23 protein-coding genes are annotated in these 23,799 nt (G+C 61.9%); 14 read left to right on the plus strand and 9 right to left on the minus strand.

Annotated features, from left to right (window positions below; all coding sequences use genetic code 11):
* Nucleotides 1-8: 8 nt before the first annotated feature.
* From ACIPL2_RS10055 to ACIPL2_RS10090, 8 genes are all read left to right on the plus strand, one after another.
* Nucleotides 9-1,787 carry an aconitase X gene (locus tag ACIPL2_RS10055; RefSeq protein WP_401355595.1) on the plus strand — a complete coding sequence of 593 codons (1,779 nt, stop codon included), beginning with the start codon at nt 9-11 and terminating at the stop codon, nt 1,785-1,787.
* The gene (locus tag ACIPL2_RS10060; RefSeq protein ID WP_401355598.1) at nt 1,780-2,445 is read left to right on the plus strand and encodes an amino acid ABC transporter permease; all 666 of its coding nucleotides are present in this window, start codon (nt 1,780-1,782) and stop codon (nt 2,443-2,445) included. The genes ACIPL2_RS10055 and ACIPL2_RS10060 overlap by 8 nt, the downstream gene beginning before the upstream one ends.
* Before the next feature lie 9 nt (nt 2,446-2,454).
* Nucleotides 2,455-3,105, plus strand: a complete 651-nt coding sequence (locus ACIPL2_RS10065) for an amino acid ABC transporter permease (RefSeq protein ID WP_059402451.1) — start codon at nt 2,455-2,457, stop codon at nt 3,103-3,105.
* The gene (locus ACIPL2_RS10070; RefSeq protein ID WP_401355601.1) at nt 3,098-3,820 is read left to right on the plus strand and encodes an amino acid ABC transporter ATP-binding protein; all 723 of its coding nucleotides are present in this window, start codon (nt 3,098-3,100) and stop codon (nt 3,818-3,820) included. Before ACIPL2_RS10065 ends, ACIPL2_RS10070 begins: the two co-directional genes overlap by 8 nt.
* Before the next feature lie 125 nt (nt 3,821-3,945).
* A complete protein-coding gene (locus tag ACIPL2_RS10075; RefSeq protein WP_401355603.1) occupies nt 3,946-4,974 on the plus strand; it encodes a proline racemase family protein in 1,029 nt (342 codons plus the stop codon).
* Nucleotides 4,975-5,100: 126 nt separating this feature from the next.
* On the plus strand, nt 5,101-6,018 hold the full coding sequence (locus tag ACIPL2_RS10080) for a dihydrodipicolinate synthase family protein (protein ID WP_401355606.1): 918 nt from the start codon (nt 5,101-5,103) through the stop codon (nt 6,016-6,018).
* A 71-nt stretch (nt 6,019-6,089) separates the two neighbouring features.
* A complete protein-coding gene (abaF, locus tag ACIPL2_RS10085) occupies nt 6,090-7,487 on the plus strand; it encodes a fosfomycin efflux MFS transporter AbaF (protein ID WP_401355608.1) in 1,398 nt (465 codons plus the stop codon).
* Between the two features lie 195 nt (nt 7,488-7,682).
* The gene (locus ACIPL2_RS10090; protein WP_401355610.1) at nt 7,683-9,263 is read left to right on the plus strand and encodes an aldehyde dehydrogenase (NADP(+)); all 1,581 of its coding nucleotides are present in this window, start codon (nt 7,683-7,685) and stop codon (nt 9,261-9,263) included.
* A 138-nt stretch (nt 9,264-9,401) separates the two neighbouring features.
* Here the strand turns inward: ACIPL2_RS10090 and ACIPL2_RS10095 are convergent, their stop codons facing one another.
* Both ACIPL2_RS10095 and ACIPL2_RS10100 read right to left on the minus strand, forming a co-directional pair.
* The gene (locus ACIPL2_RS10095; RefSeq protein WP_401355612.1) at nt 9,402-10,409 is read right to left on the minus strand and encodes an Ldh family oxidoreductase; all 1,008 of its coding nucleotides are present in this window, start codon (nt 10,407-10,409) and stop codon (nt 9,402-9,404) included.
* 110 nt (nt 10,410-10,519) lie between these two features.
* Nucleotides 10,520-10,969, minus strand: a complete 450-nt coding sequence (locus ACIPL2_RS10100) for a winged helix-turn-helix transcriptional regulator (protein ID WP_401355614.1) — start codon at nt 10,967-10,969, stop codon at nt 10,520-10,522.
* 204 nt (nt 10,970-11,173) lie between these two features.
* On the opposite strand from ACIPL2_RS10100, the gene ACIPL2_RS10105 reads away from it, so the two are divergent.
* Nucleotides 11,174-11,956, plus strand: coding sequence for an SDR family oxidoreductase (locus tag ACIPL2_RS10105; RefSeq protein WP_401355616.1), 783 nt, complete (start codon nt 11,174-11,176; stop codon nt 11,954-11,956).
* A 9-nt stretch (nt 11,957-11,965) separates the two neighbouring features.
* Here ACIPL2_RS10105 and ACIPL2_RS10110 read toward each other — a convergent pair whose 3' ends face one another.
* Nucleotides 11,966-12,910: an aldo/keto reductase gene (locus tag ACIPL2_RS10110; RefSeq protein ID WP_401355619.1), complete on the minus strand. Its 945-nt coding sequence runs from the start codon at nt 12,908-12,910 to the stop codon at nt 11,966-11,968.
* Nucleotides 12,897-14,183, minus strand: coding sequence for an NTP/NDP exchange transporter (locus tag ACIPL2_RS10115; RefSeq protein ID WP_401355622.1), 1,287 nt, complete (start codon nt 14,181-14,183; stop codon nt 12,897-12,899). The genes ACIPL2_RS10110 and ACIPL2_RS10115 overlap by 14 nt, the downstream gene beginning before the upstream one ends.
* Before the next feature lie 84 nt (nt 14,184-14,267).
* On the opposite strand from ACIPL2_RS10115, the gene ACIPL2_RS10120 reads away from it, so the two are divergent.
* Complete coding sequence (locus tag ACIPL2_RS10120) at nt 14,268-15,056, plus strand: alpha/beta hydrolase (RefSeq protein ID WP_401355625.1); 789 nt, start codon at nt 14,268-14,270, stop codon at nt 15,054-15,056.
* Nucleotides 15,057-15,120: 64 nt separating this feature from the next.
* Here the strand turns inward: ACIPL2_RS10120 and ACIPL2_RS10125 are convergent, their stop codons facing one another.
* Together ACIPL2_RS10125 and ACIPL2_RS10130 are read right to left on the minus strand one after the other, a co-directional pair.
* The gene (locus ACIPL2_RS10125; RefSeq protein ID WP_401355628.1) at nt 15,121-16,395 is read right to left on the minus strand and encodes a glucarate dehydratase family protein; all 1,275 of its coding nucleotides are present in this window, start codon (nt 16,393-16,395) and stop codon (nt 15,121-15,123) included.
* On the minus strand, nt 16,392-17,753 hold the full coding sequence (locus tag ACIPL2_RS10130; protein ID WP_401355630.1) for an MFS transporter: 1,362 nt from the start codon (nt 17,751-17,753) through the stop codon (nt 16,392-16,394). The genes ACIPL2_RS10125 and ACIPL2_RS10130 overlap by 4 nt, the downstream gene beginning before the upstream one ends.
* A 106-nt stretch (nt 17,754-17,859) precedes the next feature.
* On the opposite strand from ACIPL2_RS10130, the gene ACIPL2_RS10135 reads away from it, so the two are divergent.
* Complete coding sequence (locus ACIPL2_RS10135) at nt 17,860-18,762, plus strand: LysR substrate-binding domain-containing protein (RefSeq protein ID WP_401355631.1); 903 nt, start codon at nt 17,860-17,862, stop codon at nt 18,760-18,762.
* Nucleotides 18,763-18,964: 202 nt separating this feature from the next.
* The gene (locus ACIPL2_RS10140; RefSeq protein WP_401355633.1) at nt 18,965-19,345 is read left to right on the plus strand and encodes a hypothetical protein; all 381 of its coding nucleotides are present in this window, start codon (nt 18,965-18,967) and stop codon (nt 19,343-19,345) included.
* Between the two features lie 3 nt (nt 19,346-19,348).
* On the opposite strand, the gene ACIPL2_RS10145 is transcribed toward ACIPL2_RS10140, so the two are convergent.
* A complete protein-coding gene (locus tag ACIPL2_RS10145) occupies nt 19,349-20,680 on the minus strand; it encodes a PLP-dependent aminotransferase family protein (protein ID WP_401355636.1) in 1,332 nt (443 codons plus the stop codon).
* Nucleotides 20,681-20,768: 88 nt separating this feature from the next.
* On the opposite strand from ACIPL2_RS10145, the gene ACIPL2_RS10150 reads away from it, so the two are divergent.
* The gene (locus ACIPL2_RS10150; protein WP_401355639.1) at nt 20,769-21,665 is read left to right on the plus strand and encodes a DMT family transporter; all 897 of its coding nucleotides are present in this window, start codon (nt 20,769-20,771) and stop codon (nt 21,663-21,665) included.
* A gap of 5 nt (nt 21,666-21,670) precedes the next feature.
* Here the strand turns inward: ACIPL2_RS10150 and ACIPL2_RS10155 are convergent, their stop codons facing one another.
* On the minus strand, nt 21,671-22,042 hold the full coding sequence (locus tag ACIPL2_RS10155) for a hypothetical protein (RefSeq protein WP_401355642.1): 372 nt from the start codon (nt 22,040-22,042) through the stop codon (nt 21,671-21,673).
* A gap of 212 nt (nt 22,043-22,254) precedes the next feature.
* Between ACIPL2_RS10155 and ACIPL2_RS10160 the strand changes: the two genes are divergently transcribed.
* Nucleotides 22,255-23,115, plus strand: coding sequence for a CAP domain-containing protein (locus ACIPL2_RS10160; protein ID WP_401355645.1), 861 nt, complete (start codon nt 22,255-22,257; stop codon nt 23,113-23,115).
* A gap of 48 nt (nt 23,116-23,163) precedes the next feature.
* On the opposite strand, the gene ACIPL2_RS10165 is transcribed toward ACIPL2_RS10160, so the two are convergent.
* On the minus strand, nt 23,164-23,793 hold the full coding sequence (locus ACIPL2_RS10165; RefSeq protein ID WP_401355647.1) for a DUF5074 domain-containing protein: 630 nt from the start codon (nt 23,791-23,793) through the stop codon (nt 23,164-23,166).
* Nucleotides 23,794-23,799 lie beyond the last annotated feature (6 nt).

Raw genomic sequence — 23,799 nt, forward strand, 5'->3', positions numbered from 1 at the left:
TGTCGGGCATGCCTAGGCTCACTTCTCTTACCGGTCGCAGTCTGGTCGCGGGGGCCGCCCAAGGTGCCCTGCTGTTTGCCGATGTCGGCTTGAGTTTCTGGGGCGGGGTCGATCCGTACAGCGGAGAAGTCATCGACCGCCACCACCCGCTCAGCGGCGAACACCTGGCGGGCCGGGTGCTGGCGATTCCCAGTGGCCGCGGTTCGTGTACCGGCAGCAGTGTGCTGATGGAACTGATCAGCAACGGTCACGCGCCCGCCGCACTGGTACTGGCGGAACCCGATGAGATCCTGACCCTGGGCGTGCTCGTAGCACAGACCATTTTCGAGCGTTCCCTGCCGGTGTTGTGCATCGGCCGGGAGGCCTTCGCCGCCTTGCGCGGCCAGGCCTTCGCTCGGGTCGAAGGCCCTTTGGTGACAAGCTTCGACGCTCTGCCGGACGATGCCTGGCAGGCAGTCGACGAACCCTTGCAAACCGCCGAAACAGGCGATTTGATCGAACTCAGCGAACAGGATCAGGCGCTGCTCGACGGCCAGCATGGCAAGGCCGCCCAGGTCGCCATGCAGATCGTCTTGCGCATGGCGCAACTGCAAGGCGCGCGCAGCCTGGTGGATGTCACCCAGGCGCACATCGACGGCTGCATCTACACCGGACCGGCGAGCCTGCGCTTCGCCGAACAGCTGGTGCAGTGGGGAGCCAAAGTGCGGGTGCCGACCACCCTCAATTCAATCTCCGTCGACCAGCGCCGTTGGCGTGAGTTGGGCATCGACCCGGCGCTCGGCATACCGGCCAGTGCCTTGGGCGATGCGTACATGGCGATGGGCGCGCAGCTCAGTTTCACCTGTGCGCCCTACCTGCTCGACAGCGCGCCGAAGGCCGGCGAGCAAATCGTCTGGGCCGAATCCAACGCAGTGGTCTACGCCAACAGCGTGCTCGGCGCACGCACCCTGAAATACCCGGACTACCTGGACATCTGCATCGCTCTGACCGGACGAGCCCCGCTGATCGGCTGCCACCTGGACGCGCAGCGCAAGGCTGGCCTGCAAATCGAATTGCCGGCGTTGGGCGAACTGGACGATGCTTTTTACCCGCTGCTCGGTTACCACATCGGCGCCCTGTCGGGCAGCCGGATTCCGTTGGTGCTGGGACTGCAACAGCGCACGCCGAGCCTGGACGATTTGAAAGCCTTCGGTGCGGCCTTCGCCACCACCTCCGCCGCGCCGTTGTTTCATATCGCCGGGGTGACACCGGAGGCACTCGATCCGGCTCAGGTGCTGGCGCCGGACGTCGCGCTGCCGGTGGAAAAAATCCGCCTGACGGACTTGTTGCTCAGTTGGCGTGAGCTCAACAGTGCCCGCGACAACCGGGTGGATGTGGTTTCGCTGGGCAACCCGCATTTCTCGCTCAGCGAGTTCGCCCACCTGGCGCGGCTGTGTCGCGGTCGGCACAAACACCCTGACGTGGTCCTCGCCATCACTTGCGGCCGTGCCGTGCTGGAGCAGGCCCGCGAGGCCGGGCACATCGCCGTGATCGAAGCCTTCGGCGCCACGCTGGTGACCGACACCTGCTGGTGCATGCTCGGCGAACCGGTGATTCCGCTGGCGGCGAAAACCTTGATGACCAACTCGGGCAAGTACGCCCATTACGCACCGGGGCTGGTCGGTCGCAAGGTGCACTTCGCCAACCTCGCCGAATGCGTCGACGCGGCCTGCAACGCCACGGCCAGCGGTCGTCTGCCGGCGTGGCTGCAACCCGCCGCCTCACTGGAGAGCCCCGCGCATGTTTGATTACACCTTCCAATGGCGCGCGACCCTGCGCGCCCTGCCAGACATGCTCGCTGGGGCGCTGGTCACCTTCGAGACGGCGGCGTTGTCGATGATCTTCGGCGTGCTGATCGCCCTGGCCCTGACGGTCATGCGCGAGACCAAAAACCCGCTGCTGCGCGGCATCGGCAACGGCTGGGTGTCGATCGCCCGCAACACACCGTCGCTGTTCCAGATCTACGTCCTGTACTTCGGCCTCGGCTCGATGGGCTTGCACGTCAGTTCATGGTTCGCATTGCTGGCGGGGATCACTTTCAACAACGCAGGTTATCTCGCGGAAAACTTTCGCGGCGGCCTCAAGGCTGTGCCGAGTACGCAGGTGCGCGCTGCGCGTTCGCTGGGCATGAGTGCGTTCCAGGCCTACCGGATGATCATCGTCCCGCAGTTGCTGCGGATCGTGTTCTACCCGCTGAGTAACCAGATGGTCTGGGCGGTGTTGATGACGTCGCTGGGGGTGATCGTCGGGCTGAACAACGACCTCACCGGCGTGACCCAGGACTACAACGTCAAGACGTTCCGCACCTTCGAATACTTCGCCATCGCCGCGGTGCTGTATTACCTGATTGCCAAGGCGATCGTCGCGGCAGCCCGGCTGATGGCCTGGCGGCTGTTTCGCTACTGAGGGGTGACCATGTTTTCCACCAGTTTTTCCTGGAATGACCTGCTGTTTTTACTCAATGGCGCCTGGATCACCCTGCAACTGACGTTCTGGTCGATCATCCTCGGCTCCTTCGCCGGGCTGCTGTTCGGTCTGCTGCGAGCGCTGTTGCCGCGGGCCAGCCTGCCACTGGCCTGGGTGCTGGACGTGTTTCGCAGCGTGCCGTTGCTGATCCAGTTCGTGCTGTTCAACTCGCTCAAGAGCATCGTCGGCCTGAACATCAGCGCCTTCAGCGTTGGCTGCATCGTGCTCGGGGTTTACGCCGCCGCGTACTTCACCGAAATCGTCCGCAGCGGCGTGCTGTCGGTGCCGTTCAGTGTGCGCCGGGCCAGTCGCTCGCTGGGCCTGAGCTTCTTGCAGGACCTGCGCTGGATCGTCCTGCCGATGGCCACGCGGGTAGCCTTCCCGGGTTGGCTGAACCTGGTGCTCAGCGTGATGAAAGACACCGCGCTGGTGATGTGGATCGGCATCGTCGAACTGCTGCGCGCCTCGCAAACCATCGTGACCCGCATTCAGGAGCCGCTGCTGGTGCTGTGCATCGCGGGCCTCATCTACTACGTCATGAGCCTGGTGGTCGCTCGCCTCGGCGCTCGTCTGGAAAGAAGGTGGCAAGAAAATGATTGAGATCGACAACGTACATAAATCCTTCGGCGACCTTGAAGTGGTCAAGGGCGTGAACCTGACGGTGAGCAAGGGCGAGGTGGTGTCGATTATCGGCGGCTCCGGCTCGGGTAAATCGACGCTGCTGATGTGCATCAACGGCCTGGAGCCGATCCAGAAAGGCAACATCCGCGTCGATGGCGTCGAGGTCCATCACAGCGCCACCGACCTCAACCGCCTGCGGCAGCGGATCGGCATCGTGTTCCAGCAATGGAACGCCTTCCCGCACCTGACCGTGCTGGAAAACGTGATGCTGGCGCCGCGCAAAGTGCTGGGCAAAAGCAAGGCCGAAGCCGAGGAACTGGCGGTGCGGCAGCTGACGCACGTGGGGTTGGGCGACAAGCTCAAGGCCTTCCCCGGCAAGTTGTCCGGCGGCCAGCAACAGCGCATGGCGATTGCCCGCGCCCTGGCGATGTCGCCGGATTACATGCTGTTCGACGAAGCCACTTCGGCGCTTGATCCGCAGCTGGTCGGCGAGGTGCTGGACACCATGCGCATGCTGGCCGAGGACGGGATGACCATGGTGTTGGTGACTCACGAAATTCGCTTTGCCCGGGATGTGTCTGATCGCGTGGCGTTTTTTCGCAATGGGTTGGTGCATGAGATCGGGTCGCCGGATCAGGTGATTGGCAATCCGGTGCATGCAGAGACTGCGGCGTTTCTGAAATCGGTGAAATAACGAATGGCCCCTTCGCGAGCAAGCCCGCTCCCACATTGATCGAGTTCTTCCAGAAGAAATGCAATCGAATGTGGGAGCGGGCTTGCTCGCGAAAGGGCCCATACAGACAACACAAGGAGCAGGCAATGCGCTCATCAAAAATCATCCACGTAGTCAGCTGCCACGCCGAAGGCGAAGTCGGCGATGTGATCGTCGGCGGCGTCGCCCCGCCACCCGGCGCCACGGTGTGGGAACAATCACGCTGGATCGCCAGGGATGAAACCCTGCGCAACTTCGTCCTCAACGAACCTCGCGGCGGCGTGTTCCGTCACGTCAATCTGCTGGTGCCGGCCAAGGACCCACGGGCGCAAATGGCCTGGATCATCATGGAACCGGCCGACACCCCGCCGATGTCTGGCTCCAACTCGCTGTGCGTGGCCACCGTATTGCTCGACAGCGGCATCCTGCCGATGACCGAGCCGCAAACCCGCTTGGTGCTCGAAGCGCCCGGCGGATTGATCGAGGCCGTGGCCGACTGCCGTGACGGCAAGGTCGAGCGGGTCGAAATCAAAAACGTACCGTCCTTCGCCGACCGCCTCGACGCCTGGATCGAAGTCGAAGGCCTCGGCTCGTTGCAGGTCGACACCGCGTATGGCGGCGACAGTTTTGTGATCGCCGACGCCGAGCGCCTGGGCTTTTCCATCCGTCCCGATGAGGCCGCTGAACTGGTCGAAGTCGGGCTGAAAATCACCCGCGCGGCCAACGAACAGTTGGGCTTCGTCCATCCGCTGAACCCTGAGTGGTCGCATATTTCCTTCTGCCAGATTGCCGCGCCGATCGTCCATGAGCATGGCATCGCCACCGGCGCCAATGCGGTGGTGATTCAACCCGGCAAGATCGACCGTTCGCCGACCGGCACCGGTTGCTCGGCGCGCATGGCGGTGATGCAGGCCAAGGGCTTGATGCAGGTCGGGGAGCGTTTTATCGGCCGCTCGATCATCGGTTCCGAGTTCCACTGCCGCATCGATTCACTGACCGAAGTGGCCGGGCGCCCCGCCATCTACCCGTGCATTTCCGGTCGAGCCTGGATCACCGGCACCCACCAATTGCTGCTCGATCCGAGCGATCCCTGGCCGCAAGGCTATCGCCTGTCAGACACTTGGCCTGGCGCCTGAAAACCGAATTTTTGATCGCACTGACCAACGGCTAAAAAAACCCCTTAAAACCTGAAAAAAGCACTGGCCGAGTGTTGGCACTTACAATATCGTATACGAAATACAATTAATGAACCGGAGGTAACAATGAGCAAGCGCATTAACTGGAGTGGCGTCTTCCCCGCGGTGACCACTCAATTCAACGACGACTTCTCGATCAACCTGGAAAAAACCCACCAGGTGATTTCCAACGTGATCCGTGACGGCGTATCGGGCCTGGTGGTGTGCGGTTCGGTGGGGGAAAACACCTCGCTGAGCGCCGAAGAAAAAATCGCCGTGACCGAAGTCGCGGTCGATGCCTCGCGCGGCCGTGTGCCGGTGATTTGTGGCGTGGCTGAGTTCACCAGCCTTCAAGCGGCCAAAGTGGCCAACGCGGTGCGCCGGGTTGGCGTCGACGGCGTCATGCTGATGCCGGCGCTGGTCTACGGCTCCAAGCCGTTCGAGACCGCCGAACACTACCGCTACGTGGCGAAGAACGCCGACGTACCGCTGATGGTTTACAACAACCCGCCGATCTACAAAAACGACGTCACGCCGGACATCCTGATTTCCCTCGCCGACTGCGACAACGTGGTGTGCTTCAAAGATTCCTCTGGTGACACCCGCCGCTTTATCGACGTGCGCAATGAAGTCGGTGATCGTTTCGTGCTGTTCGCCGGTCTCGACGACGTGGTGCTGGAGAGCATTGCAGTGGGCGCCGAAGGCTGGGTGTCGGGCATGTCCAACGTATTCCCGAAAGAAGGCGAAACCATCTTCCGCCTGGCCAAGGCCGGCCGCTTTGCCGAAGCCATGCCGATCTACGAATGGCTGATGCCGATCCTGCACCTCGACGCGCGTGCCGACCTGGTGCAATGCATCAAGCTGTGCGAAGCCATCGCCGGTCGCGGCAGCGCCCTGACCCGCCCGCCACGCCTGGCGCTGCCGGAAGCCGATCGAGTGTTCGTCGAGCAGATCATGGCCAAAGCCATGGCCAATCGTCCGGAACTGCCGGACGTCGGTCTCTGAGTGATTGCCGGGCGGGCCCTTGCGGGTCCGGCCCGGCTGCCTGTCATTGCGCCTCTACGGAAAACGCCAGCATGTCCAATCCTCACAGCAGCTCCAGCGCAACCACACCCTCGGGACTCAAACGTGTCGTGGCCGCCGCCATGGCTGGCACCGTCGCCGAATGGTATGAATTCTTCCTCTATGGCACCGCTTCGGCACTGGTCTTCGGCCAACTGTTCTTTCGCCAGACCGACAGCCCTGTCGACGGCATCATCGCCGCTTTCGCCCTGTACGCCGTCGGTTTTCTCGCCCGGCCGTTGGGTGGTCTGGTGTTCGGTCACTACGGTGACAAATTCGGCCGCAAACGCCTGCTGCAACTGAGCCTGGTGGTGGTCGGCATCACCACGTTCCTGATGGGCTGTTTGCCCGGTTTCGACCAGATTGGTTATGCGGCACCGGTGTTGTTGGTGTTGCTGCGGCTGATCCAGGGCTTCGCCTTCGGCGGCGAATGGGGCGGCGCGATTCTGTTGGTGTCGGAACACTGTCCGGATAATCGCCGGGGCTTCTGGGCCAGTTGGCCGCAAGCGGGCGTGCCGGCCGGGAACCTGGTGGCGACGGTCGCCCTGCTGCTGTTGTCGTCGAATCTGTCGGAGGAGCAATTTCTCGCCTGGGGCTGGCGCGTCGCGTTCTGGTTTTCGGCGGTGGTGGTGCTGATCGGCTACTGGATTCGCACCAGCGTCGATGACGCGCCGATCTTCAAGGAAGCCCAGGCGCGTCAGGCGCAGAACAAGCAACAGCAGTTGGGTGTGGTCGAAGTGTTGCGTCACCACTGGCGTGCGGTGCTGGTTGGGATCGGCGCGCGGTTTGCCGAGAACATCCTCTACTACACCGTCGTCACCTTCTCGATTACTTACTTGAAACTGGTGGTGCACAAGGACACGTCAGAGATTCTGTTCCTGATGTTCGGCGCGCACTTGCTGCACTTCTTTTTGATTCCGTTGATGGGCTATCTGTCCGACCTGGTCGGGCGCAAACCGGTGTACCTGACCGGTGCGATCCTCACGGCGTTCTGGGGTTTCATCGGCTTTCCGATGATGGACACCGGCAATAACTGGATGATCATCGGCGCCATCACTCTGGGCCTGGCGATCGAGTCGATGACCTACGCGCCCTACTCGGCGTTGATGGCCGAGATGTTCCCGACCCACGTGCGCTACACCGCGCTCTCCTTGTGCTATCAGGTGGCACCGATTTTCGCCGGTTCCCTCGCGCCGTTGATCGCCATCACCCTGCTCAACAAGTACCACAGCTCGACACCAATCGCCTGGTACCTGGTCGGCGCCGCGCTGATCTCCATCGTCGCCGTCGGCCTGACCCGAGAAACCCGTGGCAAGTCGTTGCATCAGGTAGATGCCGAGTCTGCCGCGCGCATTGCCGCACTGGACGACACCGCACCGGCCACCGCACGCCGGGGCGATTCCCTGGCCTGACCCACCGCCACCCTACCCTGTAGGAGCGAGGCTTGCCCGCGAAGGTCGTCAATGATGACGCGGGTTGTCTGAATAAACGCATCGTTCGTGAGTTCTTCGCGGGCAAGCCTCGCTCCTACAAGGGATCCCGTCCCGACAAGGGATCCGATCCCGACAATGGGTGCGGTGCCAATCTTTTTTCGACAGGAATTTTTTATGCCGCAGATCATCGGCCACAACTACATCGGCGGTGCGCGCAGCGCTGCCGGCAGCATCACCGTGCACAGCCACGACGCCCACACCGGTGAAGCGCTGCCCTTCTCGTTTATCCAGGCAACCGTTGATGAAGTGGACGCCGCTGCCCAGGCCGCCGCGTCTGCCTATCCGGCTTTTCGCGCACTGCCGGCCAGTCGCCGTGCGGAATTTCTTGAAGCCATCGCCGCGCAACTCGACGCACTGGACGACGAGTTCATCACCCTGGTCACCCAGGAAACGGCGCTGCCAACCGGGCGCATTCAGGGCGAACGCGCTCGCACCAGCGGCCAGATGCGCCTGTTCGCCCAGGTCCTGCGCCGTGGCGATTTCTATGGCGCACGCATTGACCGTGCCTTGCCCGAACGTCAGCCGCTGCCACGGGTCGATCTGCGTCAGTACCGGATCGGCGTCGGCCCGGTTGCCGTGTTTGGCGCGAGCAACTTCCCGCTGGCGTTCTCCACGGCCGGTGGCGATACCGCGGCCGCCCTCGCCGCCGGTTGCCCGGTGGTGTTCAAGGCCCACAGCGGGCATATGGCGACCGCCGAGCTGGTGGCCGATGCGATCCTGCGCGCCGCCGGGCAAACCGGGATGCCCAAGGGTGTGTTCAACATGATCTACGGTGCCGGGGTCGGCGAAGCGCTGGTCAAGCATCCGGCGATCCAGGCGGTTGGCTTCACCGGTTCGCTGAAGGGTGGCCGCGCCCTCTGCGACATGGCCGCCGCGCGCCCCCAACCGATTCCGGTGTTCGCCGAAATGAGCAGCATCAATCCGGTGGTGGTGTTGCCCGAAGCACTGCAAGTGCGCGGCGAGAAAATCGCCAGCGAACTCATCGCTTCGGTGGTGCTCGGCTGCGGCCAGTTCTGCACTAATCCGGGTTTGGTGATCGGCATTCGCTCGCCGCAGTTCAGCGCATTCATCGAAACGCTTAGCGCGCTGATGGCTGAACAGCCGGGGCAAACCATGCTCAACAGCGGCACGCTCGGCAGCTATGCCAAGGGCGTGCAGGCATTGCATGCGCATCCACGAATCAACCATCTGGCGGGCCGCGAACAACAGGGCAAACAGGCTCAGCCGCAACTGTTCAAGGCCGACGTCAGCCTGCTGCTGGACGGCGACGCGCTGCTGCAAGAAGAAGTCTTTGGCCCGACCACCGTGCTGGTGGAAGTGGTGGACACGGCCGAACTGCACCGGGCCTTGCAGGGTTTGCACGGACAACTCACGGCCACGCTGATAGCCGAGGCTGGTGACCTGCAAGTCCATGGCGAGCTGCTGCCGCTGCTTGAACAGAAAGTCGGGCGGGTGCTGTTCAACGGTTATCCGACCGGCGTCGAAGTCTGCGAGGCGATGGTGCATGGCGGGCCCTATCCGGCAACTTCCGATGCCCGTGGCACCTCGGTCGGCAGCCTCGCCATCGACCGATTCCTGCGCCCGGTGTGCTACCAGAATTGCCCGGATGCGCTGCTGCCCGATGCGCTGAAAAACGCAAACCCACTGGGCATCGTTCGGCTGGTTGATGGCAACAGCCATCGCAATCCACTGTAAAAGGGCGAGTCTCAATACAGCGAAAATCAAATGTGGGAGCGGGCTTGCTCGCGAAGGCGGTGTGTCAGTCGATACAAATGTGACTGACACACCGCCTTCGCGAGCAAGCCCGCTCCCACATTTGATCGGTTGCGTTTATCAGGCCAATAGTGCTTTCAGGTCGTTGTACAGGGCCTCGGGAATCTGCACGCCTTCCACCAGGCTGCGCACTCGCGCCTCATATCGTCGTTGCGACGGCAGGCGTGCGCCCTGCCCTTGAATGCTCTCGAACAACCCTTCGGCGCGGGCCAGGTGTAGCTCGGTGGCTTCGCCGAGAAAACGTCGCGGATCGAGGGCGATGATCAGCTCGCCATGGTACGGCGACGACTTGCTGCCGGCGTCATAAGCCAGCGACTCGGCGCTGGTCAGGTCACCGATCAACGGCCCCGCGATCAGCTCCACCATCGCCGCCAATGCCGAGCCTTTGTGCCCGCCAAACGTCAACATCGCACCGGCATCGAGCACCACGTTCGCATCGGTACTCGGCTGGCCCTCGGCGTCGACGCCCCACCCCTCGGGGATCGCTTTGCCGGCACGCCGATGCAACTCGATCTCGCCACGGGCAATCGCGCTGGTGGCAAAGTCGAAGACAAACGGATCCTTACCCGGACGCGGCCAGCCGAACGCGATGGGGTTGGTGCCGAACACCGGCAGACGCCCACCCGCCGGCGCGACCCAGGCGTGGCTGGGGTTACAGGCCAGCGCCACCAGACCAGACGCGGTGAGCTGCTCGATCTCGACCCACAACGCGGAAAAATGCACACAGTGATTGATCGCCAACGCCGCAATGCCATTGGCCCGGGTTTTCTCCTCAAGCAATGGCAGCCCGGCCTGGAACGCCAACTGCGAGAAACCACCTGCCGCATCGACCCGCACGATCGAAGGCGCCTGGTCGATCACCCGCGGCGCGGCATCGGGCGCCACTTTGCCGGCCCTGAGCGAATTCACACACCCTAGAATCCGGTACAACCCATGGGAGGCGCAGCCGTCGCGCTCGCCGGCAATCACCGTGGCGGCCACCGCCTGAGCGTGGGCCGCGTTGAAACCGTTGTGCAGCAGGATCGATTCGGCCAGCTCGCGAGCTTCGGCCAGGGACAGTCGGATCATAATCAGCTCCTTGGACAGACCGTCCAGACTGGCCTATTCCAAGGATTACGGCTTGATCGCTTTAGGCCGGGCTAATGACGAATTCGGCACACCCGCAGATCAACATACACTCAATGCGCGACGCCAAACTTGGTGGTGATCTCTTCGGGCTTGAGCGATCGTCCATCGACCGCCACCAACTGCAGTTTCTGGAGCGGCTGACGGTCTTTTGTGTCGACCATCACCGAGCCGAGTTCACCGGGCTCGTACATAAACTCGTTACCCCACTGCGACAACGCAATCAGCACCGGCTGCAAGGCCCTGCCTTTTTCGGTCAACACGTACTCTTTGTAAATACTGCCGTCAGCGGCCGGTTCCAGGCGCATCACGCCTTCTGCGACCATGTTTTTAAGCCGAGCGCTGAGGATATTTTTCGCCACATCCAGGCTCTTCTGGAAATCGCTGAAGCGCCGCGTCCCGGCGAGCGCGTCACGAATGATCAGCAACGACCACCAATCGCCGATGAGGTCGAGGGAGCGAGCCACTGGACAGGGATTGCCCTGCAAACTTTTACGTTTCACGTCAGACGCCTCTGTCTAAGGGGTTTGCAGCCGTGACGCTCACGCGTCATCAGCAAGTGGTTGCATGATACAACCTTTGCTGGTAAAAATCGCAACCAGTGGTTTTATTATAAAACCACAAACCCGTTTTCATACGATTACTCTGCCTTGCGCACCTTTGCATCGGCCTCAGTGGTTGCATGATAAAACCTTAGGAGTTTCCCTATGAAACTGGCTGGAAAAACTGCATTCATCACCGGCGGCAACAGCGGCCTGGGCTTGGCCACCGCAAAACTGTTCATCGCTGAAGGCGCAAAAGTCGCCATCACCGGCCGCAGTCAGAAAACCCTGGATGAGGCCCGGGAAGCGTTGGGCCCTAACCTGCTCGCGATCAAGGCAGACCTTGCCGACGTCAAAGAGATCGAGCGCGCTGTAGCAGAAGCCGTAGCGGCCTTCGGCAAACTGGACATCGTGTTCGCCAACGCCGGCATTGCCGCGCTAACGCCGGTGGGCAGTACCAGCCTGGAGACCTTCCAGAACATCATCCAGACCAACCTCACCGGCACGTTTTTTACCGTGCAAGCGACTGAGCCGCACCTAAACCCTGGCGCCTCGATCATTTTGAACGGCTCGGTACACGCCGACATGGGATGGCCGGGCTACAGTGCCTACGCGGCCACCAAAGGCGCGGTCCGCTCGATGACACGGGTCATGGCGGCGGAGTTTGCCCCGCGTGGCATCCGCGTCAATCAGATCACACCGGGAGCGGCGCGCACGCCGGTGTGGAACCCGCTCGCCGCCAATTCCACTGAAATGGATGCGCTGGAGGAAAAACTGAAAACCACGATTCCACTCGGTCGCATTGGTGAAGCGGAAGAAGTCGCTACCGTCGCGTTGTTTCTTGCCTCCAGCGACTCCAGCAATGTCGTGGGTGCAGAGATCGTCGTCGATGGCGGCGCAACAGGCTCGCCATTAGGCGCCCCTGCTCACACCAAAAACTGGGCATAACGCCCTCGCCTACCCCACCAAATCAATCAACTGTTCGCGTTGCGCCCCTGTGAGCATCGGACCAAAACCGGCACCTGCGTTTTCCGCCATGTAGCGCGGGTTGCCGGTGCCAGGGATGACGCAGGTCACCGCCGAATGCGTCAGCAAAAACTTCAGCGCCAGCTGCGGCCAGCTTTTCACATTCACGTCCGAAGCCCATCGGGGCAGCGGCTTGTCTTTCAATCGGCCGATCAAGCCACCGCCGCCGAAGGGGCGATTGCAGATCACGGCCACGCCGCGCTCGCGACACAGCGGCAGGATTCGCTTCTCGACGCCACGGTCGTCCAGCGCATAGTTTATCTGCAAGAAATCCAGCGTTTCGGCCTTGAGCACCGCCTCCACTTCGTCGTACGCCGACGCCGTGTAATGGGTGATGCCAATGTAGCGAATGCGCCCTTCTTCCTTCCATTTGCGCAATGTCGGCAGATGGGTTTTCCAGTCCAGCAGGTTGTGAATCTGCATCAGATCGATACGGTCGGTTTGCAGCAACTTGAACGACTGCTCCATCTGCGCGATGCCTTCGTCGCGGCCACGGGTCCAGACCTTGGTGGCCAGAAACGCAGGCGAGCGCGGCTGATGGATCGACAACAGTTCACCGGTGGTCTGCTCGGCGCGACCGTACATTGGCGAGCTGTCGATCAACGTCCCGCCCTTCTCGAACAACGCACTGAGCACCGCCGGCAGGTGCTTGTACGCAGGATCGGCAGGCCTGACATCAAAGCCGCGATAGGTCCCCAGCCCGACGATGGGTAACGGCTCCGCGCTGGAAGGAATGGCTCGGGTCAGCATGTTCTTGCCTCCTGTTTCCGTCGATGGCGTGAAGGCTGCAAAAGCCGACTCGAAGGTGAAAACCGCCGAAGCACCGGCAGCCAGCGTGAGTATTTTTCGACGCGTGTATCCATCAGTGTGGCTCATGGTTTTGCCCTTCCACTTCTTGGCTGCCGGCCTTTTGCGCCTGGCGCCTGGCCAGCCACAGGCATAACCAGCCCCACACCCCGGCAAACGGTACGATCACCAGCGCCACCAGGCCAAAACCGGCACCGAGCGCCGTCAAACCGGCGGACAGCCAGCCACTGGCGGCATCTCCGCCGCGATAGACCAAGGTTTCGATCACGTTCTTGGCCTTGTACTTTTCCTCGCGGCTGACCACCGTCCACAACACTTCCCGCGCCGGGCGCACGATGGCGAACTCGACGGCGCGGCGCAGCCCTTGTGCCAGGGCGACAGTCGCCGGCACGGGCGCCAGGGCCATGGCGGCAAACGCCACGACCGTCGCCAACGGCAAGGCCGCCAGTGCCCCGCCGACACCCACCAGGCGAATCAACGGCGCGGTCAACACCAGCTGAAAGATCAACGTCAGTGCCGACACGATCAAATCGACGACCGCAAAAAACTGCGTCCGGCTGACAACATCAGCATAGCTACCCGCCACAATTCGCCCCTGTTCGAAATACAACAAGGTCGCGGCGCTGGTGTGCAACAGCATGAACGCCACCAGCCCCAATAAATAAGGCGAGCGCAGGATCAGCGTGACCCCGGCCAACATGCTGCCGCCCATGCGCCGTTCGTCCAGCAAGCGGTTACCGGACTGCGATTCGGTACGCGACAGCAGCGCTCGATAACAGCGCACCGCGATTTCCAGCAGCACCGCCGCCGCGACGGTCAATGCCACCGGGCCTAAACGCGTGGCCATCGTCGCGGCCAGCAACGGCCCGATGAACGTCCCCAACGTGCCTCCCGCCGCGACAAAACCGAACAGCCGCCGCCCTTGTTCGCTGGAAAACCGGTCCACCAGCACGCTCCAGAAGATCGAAACGATGAACAGGTTGTAAATGCTGATCCAGACGAAAAACACCCGCCCAACCGTCACCGGCGCAACGCGATTGGCGATCAGCACGCCAAACACCAGCATCGACAAGGCAATCAAGCGATAGATCAACGGCACGAATCGCGTGGCCGGCAGCCGCGACACCAGCGCACCGAACACCGGCACCATCAACAGCATCACGACGAACGTGGCCGTGAACAGCCACTGCAATTTGTCGGCGCCGCCCTCCAGGCCCAAGGCGTCACGCAGTGGCCGCACCAAGTAATAACTGGCCAGCACGCAGAAATGGAAGGCGAACCCCAGCATCACCGCCGCTCTTTCGCAGGGCTGAACGTCGAGCCATTTGAGCACGATGGGCATGGGCGCCCTCCCGCTGCGTCTCGCGTGGGTCTACTACACTCTGACAGCGATCAAACGCTTGCAGTCTTCAGGCCAGAGCAGTCAATGTCGCCCACTAAAGTTAGCCGAATGTCACGAACCCTGGTGTCTATCGTCGTTATCGCTGCTGTGGTGTATCTGGCGCTGTGCGCTGCACTGTTGGTATTTCAACGCGCGCTCATCTACTTCCCGCAACCGCGTGCCATCGGCACCTCCGAAGCGCTGCTGACGCTGGCGGTGGACGATGCGCAGGTGCAGGTGACTGTTCGAGCGCATGACGGGCCGAACGCGTTGATCTATTTCGGTGGCAATGCCGAGGACGTTTCCCGGAGCTTGCCCGAGTTTTCGCAGGCGTTCCCGGATCATGCCCTCTACCTGCTTCATTACCGAGGCTACGGAGGCAGTTCCGGTTCGCCCTCAGAAGAGGCGATTGCCCGCGATGCCATGACCTTGTTTGACCTGGTCTACGCCACACACCCGCACATTGCGGTGGTCGGTCGCAGCCTGGGCTCGGGCGTCGCCGTGCGTCTCGCCAGCCTCCGACCGGCGGCGCGTCTGGTGCTGATCACGCCGTACAACAGCCTTGAGGAACTGGCGGCACGGCAATACCCGATATTCCCGGTGAAGTGGCTGCTGCGGGACAAGTTTGAATCCTGGAAATTTGCGGCTCACATCGCCGTGCCGACGCTGGTGATCGCGGCGCAGAACGATGAAGTGATACCGCGTTCAAGTACGGATCGGCTCTACACGCATTTCGCCAACGGCGTGGCGGTGCTGAAGGTCATACCGGGTGTCGGGCACAACTCCATCGGCGAGAGCCCCGAGTACCTGAAGCTGATCGGTGATGGTTTGTGATGGGGCGGGGAAAGGTATGGCCTGATGGAGCACATTGGCGCCCCATCAGAACAATCTCCAGCGATTAAAAACGCGGTTTGACGGTTTTCCATTCCGGCTTGTAACGCTGCATCTGCTTCACGTCATCGCGCTGGCGAATGCCGCAGGTCAGGTACTGGTCATGCAGCTTGCCCAGTTGATCGTGGTCCAGTTCCAGACCCAGGCCCGGCGCACGGGTGATCTTCACGCAGCCGTCGACGATCGGCAGCTTGCCGCCCTTGATCACCTCTTCGTCCGGCTCCTGCCACGGGTAATGCGTGTCGCAGGCGTAATCAAGGTTGGGCACCGAGGCCGCGACATGCGCCATCGCCATCAGGCTGATGCCCAGGTGCGAGTTGGAATGCATGGACACGCCCAAGCCAAAGGTCTGGCACATTTTCGCCAGCGCCTGGGTATCACGCAGGCCGCCCCAATAGTGGTGGTCGGCGAGGACGATCTGCACGCTGTTCAACGCCACGCTGCGGCGGAATTCATCGAAATCGGTGACGACCATGTTGGTCGCCAGCGGCAGGCCTGTGCGTTTGTGCAGTTCGGACATGCCCTCGAGGCCCGGCGTCGGGTCTTCGTAATATTGCAGGTCGTCACCCAGCAGTTCGGCCATGCGAATCGAGGTGTCCAGCGACCAGTTGGCGTTCGGATCGATCCGTAGCGGATAACCCGGAAACGCCTTTTTCAGCGCCTTGATGCACGCCACCTCATGCTCCGGCTCCAGCGCACCCGCCTTGAGCTTGATGCTCTTGAAACCAAAGGTCTCGATCATGCGCCGGGCCTGGGCGACGATCTGCTCTTCGTTCAGCGCCTCGCCCCAACTGTCGGGTTTGTAGGGCGAGTCGACATGCTGGGCGTACTTGAAAAACAGATAGGCGCTGAACGGAATCTCGTCGCGGATCGCTCCGCCCAGCAAGTCCACCAGCGGCACATTCAGCGAGTGCGCCTGCAAATCGAGGAACGCCACTTCGAATGCCGAATACGCATTGCTCACCGCTTTGCTGGCATGGGAGCCCGGCGCCAGTTCAGCACCGGCCATGCTCGCCGGTTTGTTCGCCGCCACGGTGGCCTGGACGATCGCGCGCAGCTGATTGAGGTTGAACGGGTCGAGGCCGATCAGCTGATCTTGCAGTTGCAGCTGGATCGCCAGCGCCGGGGCGTCGCCGTAGCTTTCGCCCAGGCCAATGTAGCCATTGTCGCTCTCGATCTCGATGATCGAGCGCAGCGCGAAGGGTTCGTGGATACCGCTGGCATTGAGCAGTGGCGGATCACGGAAAGCGATGGGGGTGACGGTGACACGTTTGATTTTCAAGAGGCTGCTCCCTTTGAACCTGAACTCAAGGCTTGATGATTGAGGGTTGTTGTTGCCGCTGCGTCGCCACGGGGTGCCGTGCGCGCGAAAAAGATCACCACGGCCGCGACCAGTGATGTGGCGGCCAGGCCGTAGAGGCCGCCTTCGATAGACCCGGTTTTCTGCTCGAGAAAACCGAACGCGGTCGGCGCAACGAAACCGCCGAGGTTGCCGATGGAGTTGATCAGGGCAATCACCGCCGCCGCGATGCGCGCATCCAGATAGCCTTGCGGAATCGGCCAGAACAGCGCCGAAGCCGCCTTGAAACCAATGGCCGCAAAACAGATGGCGACGAAGGCGAAGATCGGCCCGCCGGTGGTGGACATGAACATGCCGAACGCGGCGATCACCAGCGTCAGGGCGACCCACGCCTGCTGGTGTTTCCATTTGCTGGCCATGGCGGCGAAGCCATACATCGCGACGATGGAAATCAGCCATGGAATCGAGTTGAACAGGCCGACCTGGAAGTCGCCGAGGTTGCCCATTTTCTTGATCATGCTCGGCAGCCAGAACGTGGCGCCATAAATGGTCAGGGCGATGGAGAAGTAGATGAAGCAGAACAGCGCGATCTGCTTGTCGGCGAGCAACTTGAACATCGACGGCTTGACCGTCTGCGCGGCTTCACGGGCCTGCTGTTCCAGCGCGATGGCGCTGGTCAGTGCGTCCTTCTCTTCGGCGCTCAGCCAGTTCGCTTCACGGGGATGGGATTGCAGCCAGAACCAGACAAACCCGCACAGCACGATGGAAGCAAAGCCTTCAATCAGGAACATCCACTGCCAGCCATGCAGGCTGAAACCGCTGACGTTCAACAATGCACCGGACACCGGGCCGGAAATCACCGAGGCAATCGCCGAACCGCTGAGGAAGATCGCCATGGCTTTGCCCCGTTCGGTCGACGGCAGCCATTGGGTGAAGTAGTAAATGATGCCAGGGAAAAAGCCCGCCTCGGCCGCGCCGAGAATGAAGCGCAGCACATAGAAGCTGGTTTCACCACGCACGAAGGCCATGGCCATCGCGGCTGCGCCCCAGGTGAACATGATGCGCGTCAGCCAGGCGCGGGCGCCGTAGCGTTGCAGCAGCATGTTGGAGGGCACTTCGAAAATCGCGTAGCCGATGAAGAACAGCCCGGCACCCAGGCCATAGGCCGCAGCGCCGATGCCCAGGTCGGTTTCCATGTGGCTACGGACGAAGCCGATGTTGACCCGGTCGATGTAGTTGACGATGAACATCACGACGAACAGCGGCAGCACATGGCGCTTGACCTTGGCCGCCGCGCGGGCAAGCACGGTCGGCTCCGGCGGATTCTGGAGGGTATTCAAGAGGCATCTCCCGCTCATTGTTTTTTTAGGGACGAGGCGATGATGGACGCGACAATTGATCCCGTCTAATCTAACTTGGCATTCGATTGATACCTGGATTAGATCAATGTTCGAGCTGACTCAACTGCGCTGCTTTACTACGGTGGCCACCGAACTCAATTTCCGGCGTGCCGCCGAACGGCTGAACATGACGCAACCGCCGCTCAGCCGGCAGATTCAACTGCTGGAGCACCACCTGGGGGTCGAACTGTTCACCCGCACCACCCGCAGCGTCGCCCTCACCGCCGCCGGCCGGGCCTTTTTCATCGAAGCGCAGAACCTGTTGGAGCGCGCCCAACAAGCCGCCGTCACGGCCCGACGTTTTGCCGAAGGCGACATCGGTTCAGTCAACATCAGCTTTGTCGGCAGCGCGGTGTACGAATTCTTGCCCAAAGTCATCGCCGAAGCGCGGCTTAAACAGCCCCATGTCAAAATCGACCTGTCGGAGATGAACACCTACCAGCAGCACGAAGCCCTGCGCGCCCGGCGTATCGATCTCGGCATCGTCCGCGCGCCCTTGCTCGAACCGGGCTACGCCACCGAATGCCTGGTGCGCGAGCCCTTCGTCCTCGCCGTGCCGAGCAATCATCGGCTGGCCCGTGCCGACACCGTGTCGGTCCAAGACCTCGACGCGCAACCGTTCCTGATGTACTCCCACGCCGCCTACCCGCCGTTCAACGAACTGCTGACCGGCATGCTGCGCTCTGCCCGCGTGGCCCCGGAATACGTGCAATGGCTCGGCTCGTCACTGACTATCCTGGCACTGGTCAACGCCGGAATGGGCCTGGCCCTGGTGCCGCGTTGCGCCAGCAGCGTGGTGTTCAAGAATGTGGTGTTTCGCGATATCGATCTGGGGGAAGGCGTGCAGAGCGAACTGCATTTGATCTGGCGCGAGAACAACGACAACCCGGCGTTTGCGATGTTGCTGGAGGGGATTCGGACGGCGGTCAGGGAGGGATGGGGCGTGTGAGTGGGGGAATGACGCCGGTCACGAAACGACAAAAATTGCTTTTCAGCACCGCTCGCCCTGCTACGCTTTTAATGCCTTGGATGGACCCGGGCAATAATCACGAAACCCTGTTCCTTGACTGTTGAGGTTGTGAAATGTGAGAGGCCGATTAATTGGGGCCGCCCTCATCCTGGCGGTGATTGGTGTGACGACGCGCGAATTTATGGAATGGAAAGCGGGCGAGAGCGAACGCCAGCAGGCGGTGTGCAAGGCAGCGCAGGAGCATATGCAAGCGCTGGAAATTCGAACCCGGGCGATGGCTGCCGGACTGTCTGTCGAAGCGTACGCCGAGGCCGAGAAGGCGGACGTCGGCAAATTGGTCAGCGCCCTGGACAGTGCCACCAATGATGCCGAGGTTGAAGCGGTCATCGACGCACACGCGGCCGAGCTGGAAGTGCAGGACGCCGCCACCAACGCAGAACTGAAAACACAGGGCAGTCAGCAATTCCTCGAACAGAAACTGAAAAAACAGCGAATAACCACTGACACCAAGCAGGAAATCGAACGCGCCGAGAAAGCGGTCAATGAGGCTTGTAGTGAGTAGCGCCTATGAATACGCGCCAATCACCCACTTGACCTTTTCCAGCGCCTCCCGCAGCGGGCCCATCTCCGCCGAACCCAGCGCCAATCGAATGGCATGCGGCACGTGCGCAGAAATCGTAAAAGGCTCCGCGGTTGAAACCGCCACGTGTTCACGCATTAACGCCGCGGCGACCTGATCAGCCCTGGCGTCTTCAGACAACGGCAGCCAAAGAAAATACGACGAAGGATGACTCACGCACTCAAGTCCCGCCAGCACCTCGGCGGCCATGGATTGCCGGGCCTGGGCGTCGCGGCGCTTCTCATCTTCGAGTTGCATGACAGTGCCATCGTCGAGCCACGCGCACGCCAGCGCTGTCATCACACCGGGGGTATTCCAGGTGGTCGCCCTGATGATTCGCTCGAACGCGGGCACTTTTTCGAGGGGCGCGGCAACAAAGCCAACGCGTAATCCGGTGGCTACGCTTTTGGACAGCCCTGACACGTAAACCGTCCGCTCGGGGGCCCGTTGCGCTAATGGCGCGGGGGGATTCTCGACCAGGAAGGCGTAGGCGGCGTCCTCGATAATCAGCAATTCATGCTGGCGCGCAATCGTTACCAGGTGCTCGCGCTGATCGGCACTCATCACCCAGCCCAGCGGATTGTGCAGCGTCGGCATCGTGTACACGGCCCGCACGCGACGACTGCGGCACAGGTTGTCCAGTGCCTGCAGATCCGGGCCATCAACGGTAACGGGAATGGGCACGATCTCAAGGTGCAGGGATTCGGCCAATACCTTGAAACCTGAATAGGTCAGCGCATCGGCGGCGATCACATCACCGGGTTGCAGCAGTGCCATCAGGGTTACGGCCAGCCCGTGTTGAGCGCCACTGACCATCAACACTTGCTCGGCCTCCACCGTCAGCCCTCGGGCGCGCAAATGACGCGCCACCGAAGCGCGCTCATGCGGGCGCCCGGCGTGTGGCTGGTATCGCAGCAGGGATTCCAGATCACCGGCCAGGGCCAGTTGACGCAGCGCCGTGCGCAACAGCTCTGCCTGGCCGGGCAACGATGGGTAGTTGAAGTTGAGATCGATCATGCCGGTGGCGACGACTTTCTGGTCGATGCCTTGGCTGGGCGGTAACGAGGTCTCCCTGACGAAAGTGCCGCGCCCGGTCTCGCCACTGACCAGGCCCATGGCTTCGAGCTCTGCATAAACCCGGCTTGCCGTCACCAACGCCAGGCCTTCTGTGGTGGCGAGCTGTCGGTGCGTGGGCAAGCGCGTGCCGGGCAGCAATCGCCCTGAGCGGATGTCCGCCGCAAACGCATCCACCAATGACTTGTAGCGGGAACGAGGCATGTCGAGATGTATCCATGACAATTTTTTGATTGTGCTGATCTTCGATCATACGATGGCGTTCACGCAAACATTCTTGAGTGTGACCCAAATGGAACGGACCTCTCTTCTGCAAAACTCAACGACCGAACGAACCGCTAGCGGATGGCTCAACGGGTTCATCGGCGTGCTCATTTTCAGCGGCTCGCTGCCGGCAACTCGGTTGGCGGTACTGGAATTCGACCCGGTTTTCCTGACGGTTGCCCGCGCGACCATCGCCGGGCTGCTGGCGCTGTGCATGCTGCTGCTGTTTAAAGAACAGCGCCCTGCCCGCCATCAGCTTGTGTCCTTGGCCATCGTCGCGTTGGGCGTTGTCGTGGGGTTTCCGCTGCTGACGGCGCTGGCGCTGCAGTACGTGTCTTCGGCGCATTCCATCGTCTTCGTCGGCCTGCTGCCGCTCGCCACTGCGGCGTTCGGTGTCTTGCGCGGCGGCGAGCGGCCGCGTCCGGTTTTCTGGGTCTTCTCGATCCTGGGCAGCGCGCTGGTGGTCGGGTTTGCGCTCTCCCAGGGCCTGACCGCCAACCCTGCCGGGGACATTCTGATGTTGCTGGCGATCCTCGCCTGTGGCCTGGGCTACGCCGAAGGAGCGAAGCTCTCAAGGACCCTCGGTGGCTGGCAGGTGATTTCCTGGGCCTTGGTGCTGTCACTGCCGGTGATGATCCCGCTGACCGGGTTCCTTGCACCGCCTTCGTTCTCAGGAATCAGCCCACCCGCGTGGATCAGCCTGGCTTACGTATCGGTCTTCAGCATGCTGGTCGGTTTCGTCTTCTGGTACCGCGGACTGGCCCAAGGAGGGATTGCCGCGGTCGGCCAGTTGCAACTTCTACAGCCGTTCTTCGGACTGGCGCTGGCGGCCACGCTGCTGCATGAGCAGGTCAGCATCGGCATGCTCGGTGTCACCGTTGCGGTGATCCTGTGCGTGGTGGGTGCGCGGAGGTTTTCGAAATAACAACGCTAGCCCCGTGTCGAACGCTTGCGCGTCAAACGTTGCTGCCAATTCCCGGCGTTGGCGCGCTGGCATTGTTCTTCAGAATCGAATTGCACATGGGCCGCAACCGGGCTGAGCAGCACATCCGCCTCGCCTAACGCAATCGCGGTCAACTCGACCATGCACTCACCCTGCCCGGCGGCCAGTGCCTGGTTTTTATGCGCATCGGTGTCGAATACCCAGACGATCCTCAGGCTGGCGGGAAATTCGGCGTAATCGACCTCGTGGGTCAACCAGGAGAACCCGACGATTTGCGCTTTGGCCGTCTCACACGCCTCAGTCAGGGTGGCAACCAGGCGACGTTCGATGTGCGCCTGCTCGCGTTTGCTCAAGCCCATGGGAGGATCCTTCTGTGGCGAAAAAAATCTCATGATACGACACCTCCCCGGCGCTTCGGCGCCCTTGCGCAATTTGTCGGCCACCTCGTGAACCAAGTCTCGAAACGCCAGTCTCAGAGCCGCCGCGAAGCTACCGACAGCCGACACAAAACGCGCTTCGTTCGGCTCCACTTCCACCTTCAGCGTGTCACTTCATCAGAGCCGTCCACCTCATGCGCCACTTCGTCCGCTCGTTTCGCGTTGCTTCGCTGTGCCTGACTCCCCTGATTTCGCTGTTCGCCAGCCCCGCCCATGCCGGTGCAGAACGCCAACTGGTGGAAGCCATCAATGACTACCGTGCCCATCCCTCTCATTGTTCCGGGCGGGCAGGTGGAGCATTGATGCCGCTGGCGCTGAAGTCGAACCTGGCGTTGCCGATCGGCTATAGCGGCGGTTTGCGCGACCGCCTGAAAGCATCCGGCTATCAAGCGGTGACGGTGCGCACCCTGCGGGTGGTCGGTGCGCAAGATGCCGACGAGGCCTTTGACAGGCTCCAGAGCGATTACTGCGGGGCGTTACTCGACACCCAGTTCGCCGACATTGGCGTCAGTCGCGCGCGGAGTGAATGGCAGGTGGTGCTGGCGCGGCCGGTGCTCGACGGTCAGGTAGGCGATACTCGTGCCGTCAGCAAGGCCTTGCTGGCGCAGGTCAATGCGGCGCGTGCGAAACCGCGTCTGTGCGGTCGTCAGCGTTTCGCCGCCGCACGGCCGTTGGCCTGGAACGCCGCCCTCGGCGCTGCGGCGCAAGGACACAGCAAGGCCATGGCGTACGGCAACTACTTCGCCCACCAGGATCCCGACGGCGATAGCCCGGCGGATCGGGCGCGGGCGGCGGGTTTTCGTGGTCGGCAGATTGGCGAGAACATCGCGGCCGGCCAGGGCTCACCGAGCAAGGCAATGTCGGGTTGGCTGGCCAGCCCAGGTCATTGCGCGAACCTGATGAACCCGATGTTTACCCAGATGGGTGCGGCGTATGCCGCGGATTCGCGCAGTGATGAAGGGGTTTACTGGACGATGCTATTTGGCGCGCCTTGAGTGGCTCAATCAAACCACAACGCGAACCCTACACGGTTGCCTTAATTATTATTTGGGGCGGCGCACTGCTCGCACTTTTGCGCTGGTGCCGCCGCCGCAGAAGAATTGATCGGCGCCGTCGGATTCGAGGCCCGAGACGCCAACCCCGGCCGGCATCTTCACGCTTTCCAGCACTTCGCCGGTGTTCGAATCGATGTGTCGCAACTCGCTCTCCTCCTCTTCCCACGTGCCGTGCCACAGCTGTCCATCAATCCAGGTCACGCCGGTAACAAAGCGGTTCGATTCGAGGGTGCGCAGAATTTTCCCGGTCTCGGGATCGATCTGATGAATCTTGCGCTCCTGATATTCACCGACCCACAGCGTTCCTTCAGCCCACGTCAGCCCTGAGTCACTGCCACCGGGCGCCGGGATGGTGGCGAGTACACGGCCGGTCTGCGGGTCGATTTTCTGGATGCGGTCCTCGGCAATCTGAAACAGGTACTGGCCATCGAAAGCGGTGCCGGCATGCGCGGCGACATCGATCGAGCGCAGCGTCTTGCCGCTCGCAGGGTCGAGGGCATTGAGTTTGTCGCCGGTCGCGAACCAGACATGCTGGCCGTCGTAGGTGACGCCATGGATTTTGTCGACGCCGGCAAACGGGCCATATTCACGGAGGATTTCTGCAGCTGAGCTTTTCATGTTGGC

It is taken from the genome of Pseudomonas sp. NPDC086251, assembly GCF_044746405.1.
Taxonomy (GTDB): domain Bacteria; phylum Pseudomonadota; class Gammaproteobacteria; order Pseudomonadales; family Pseudomonadaceae; genus Aquipseudomonas.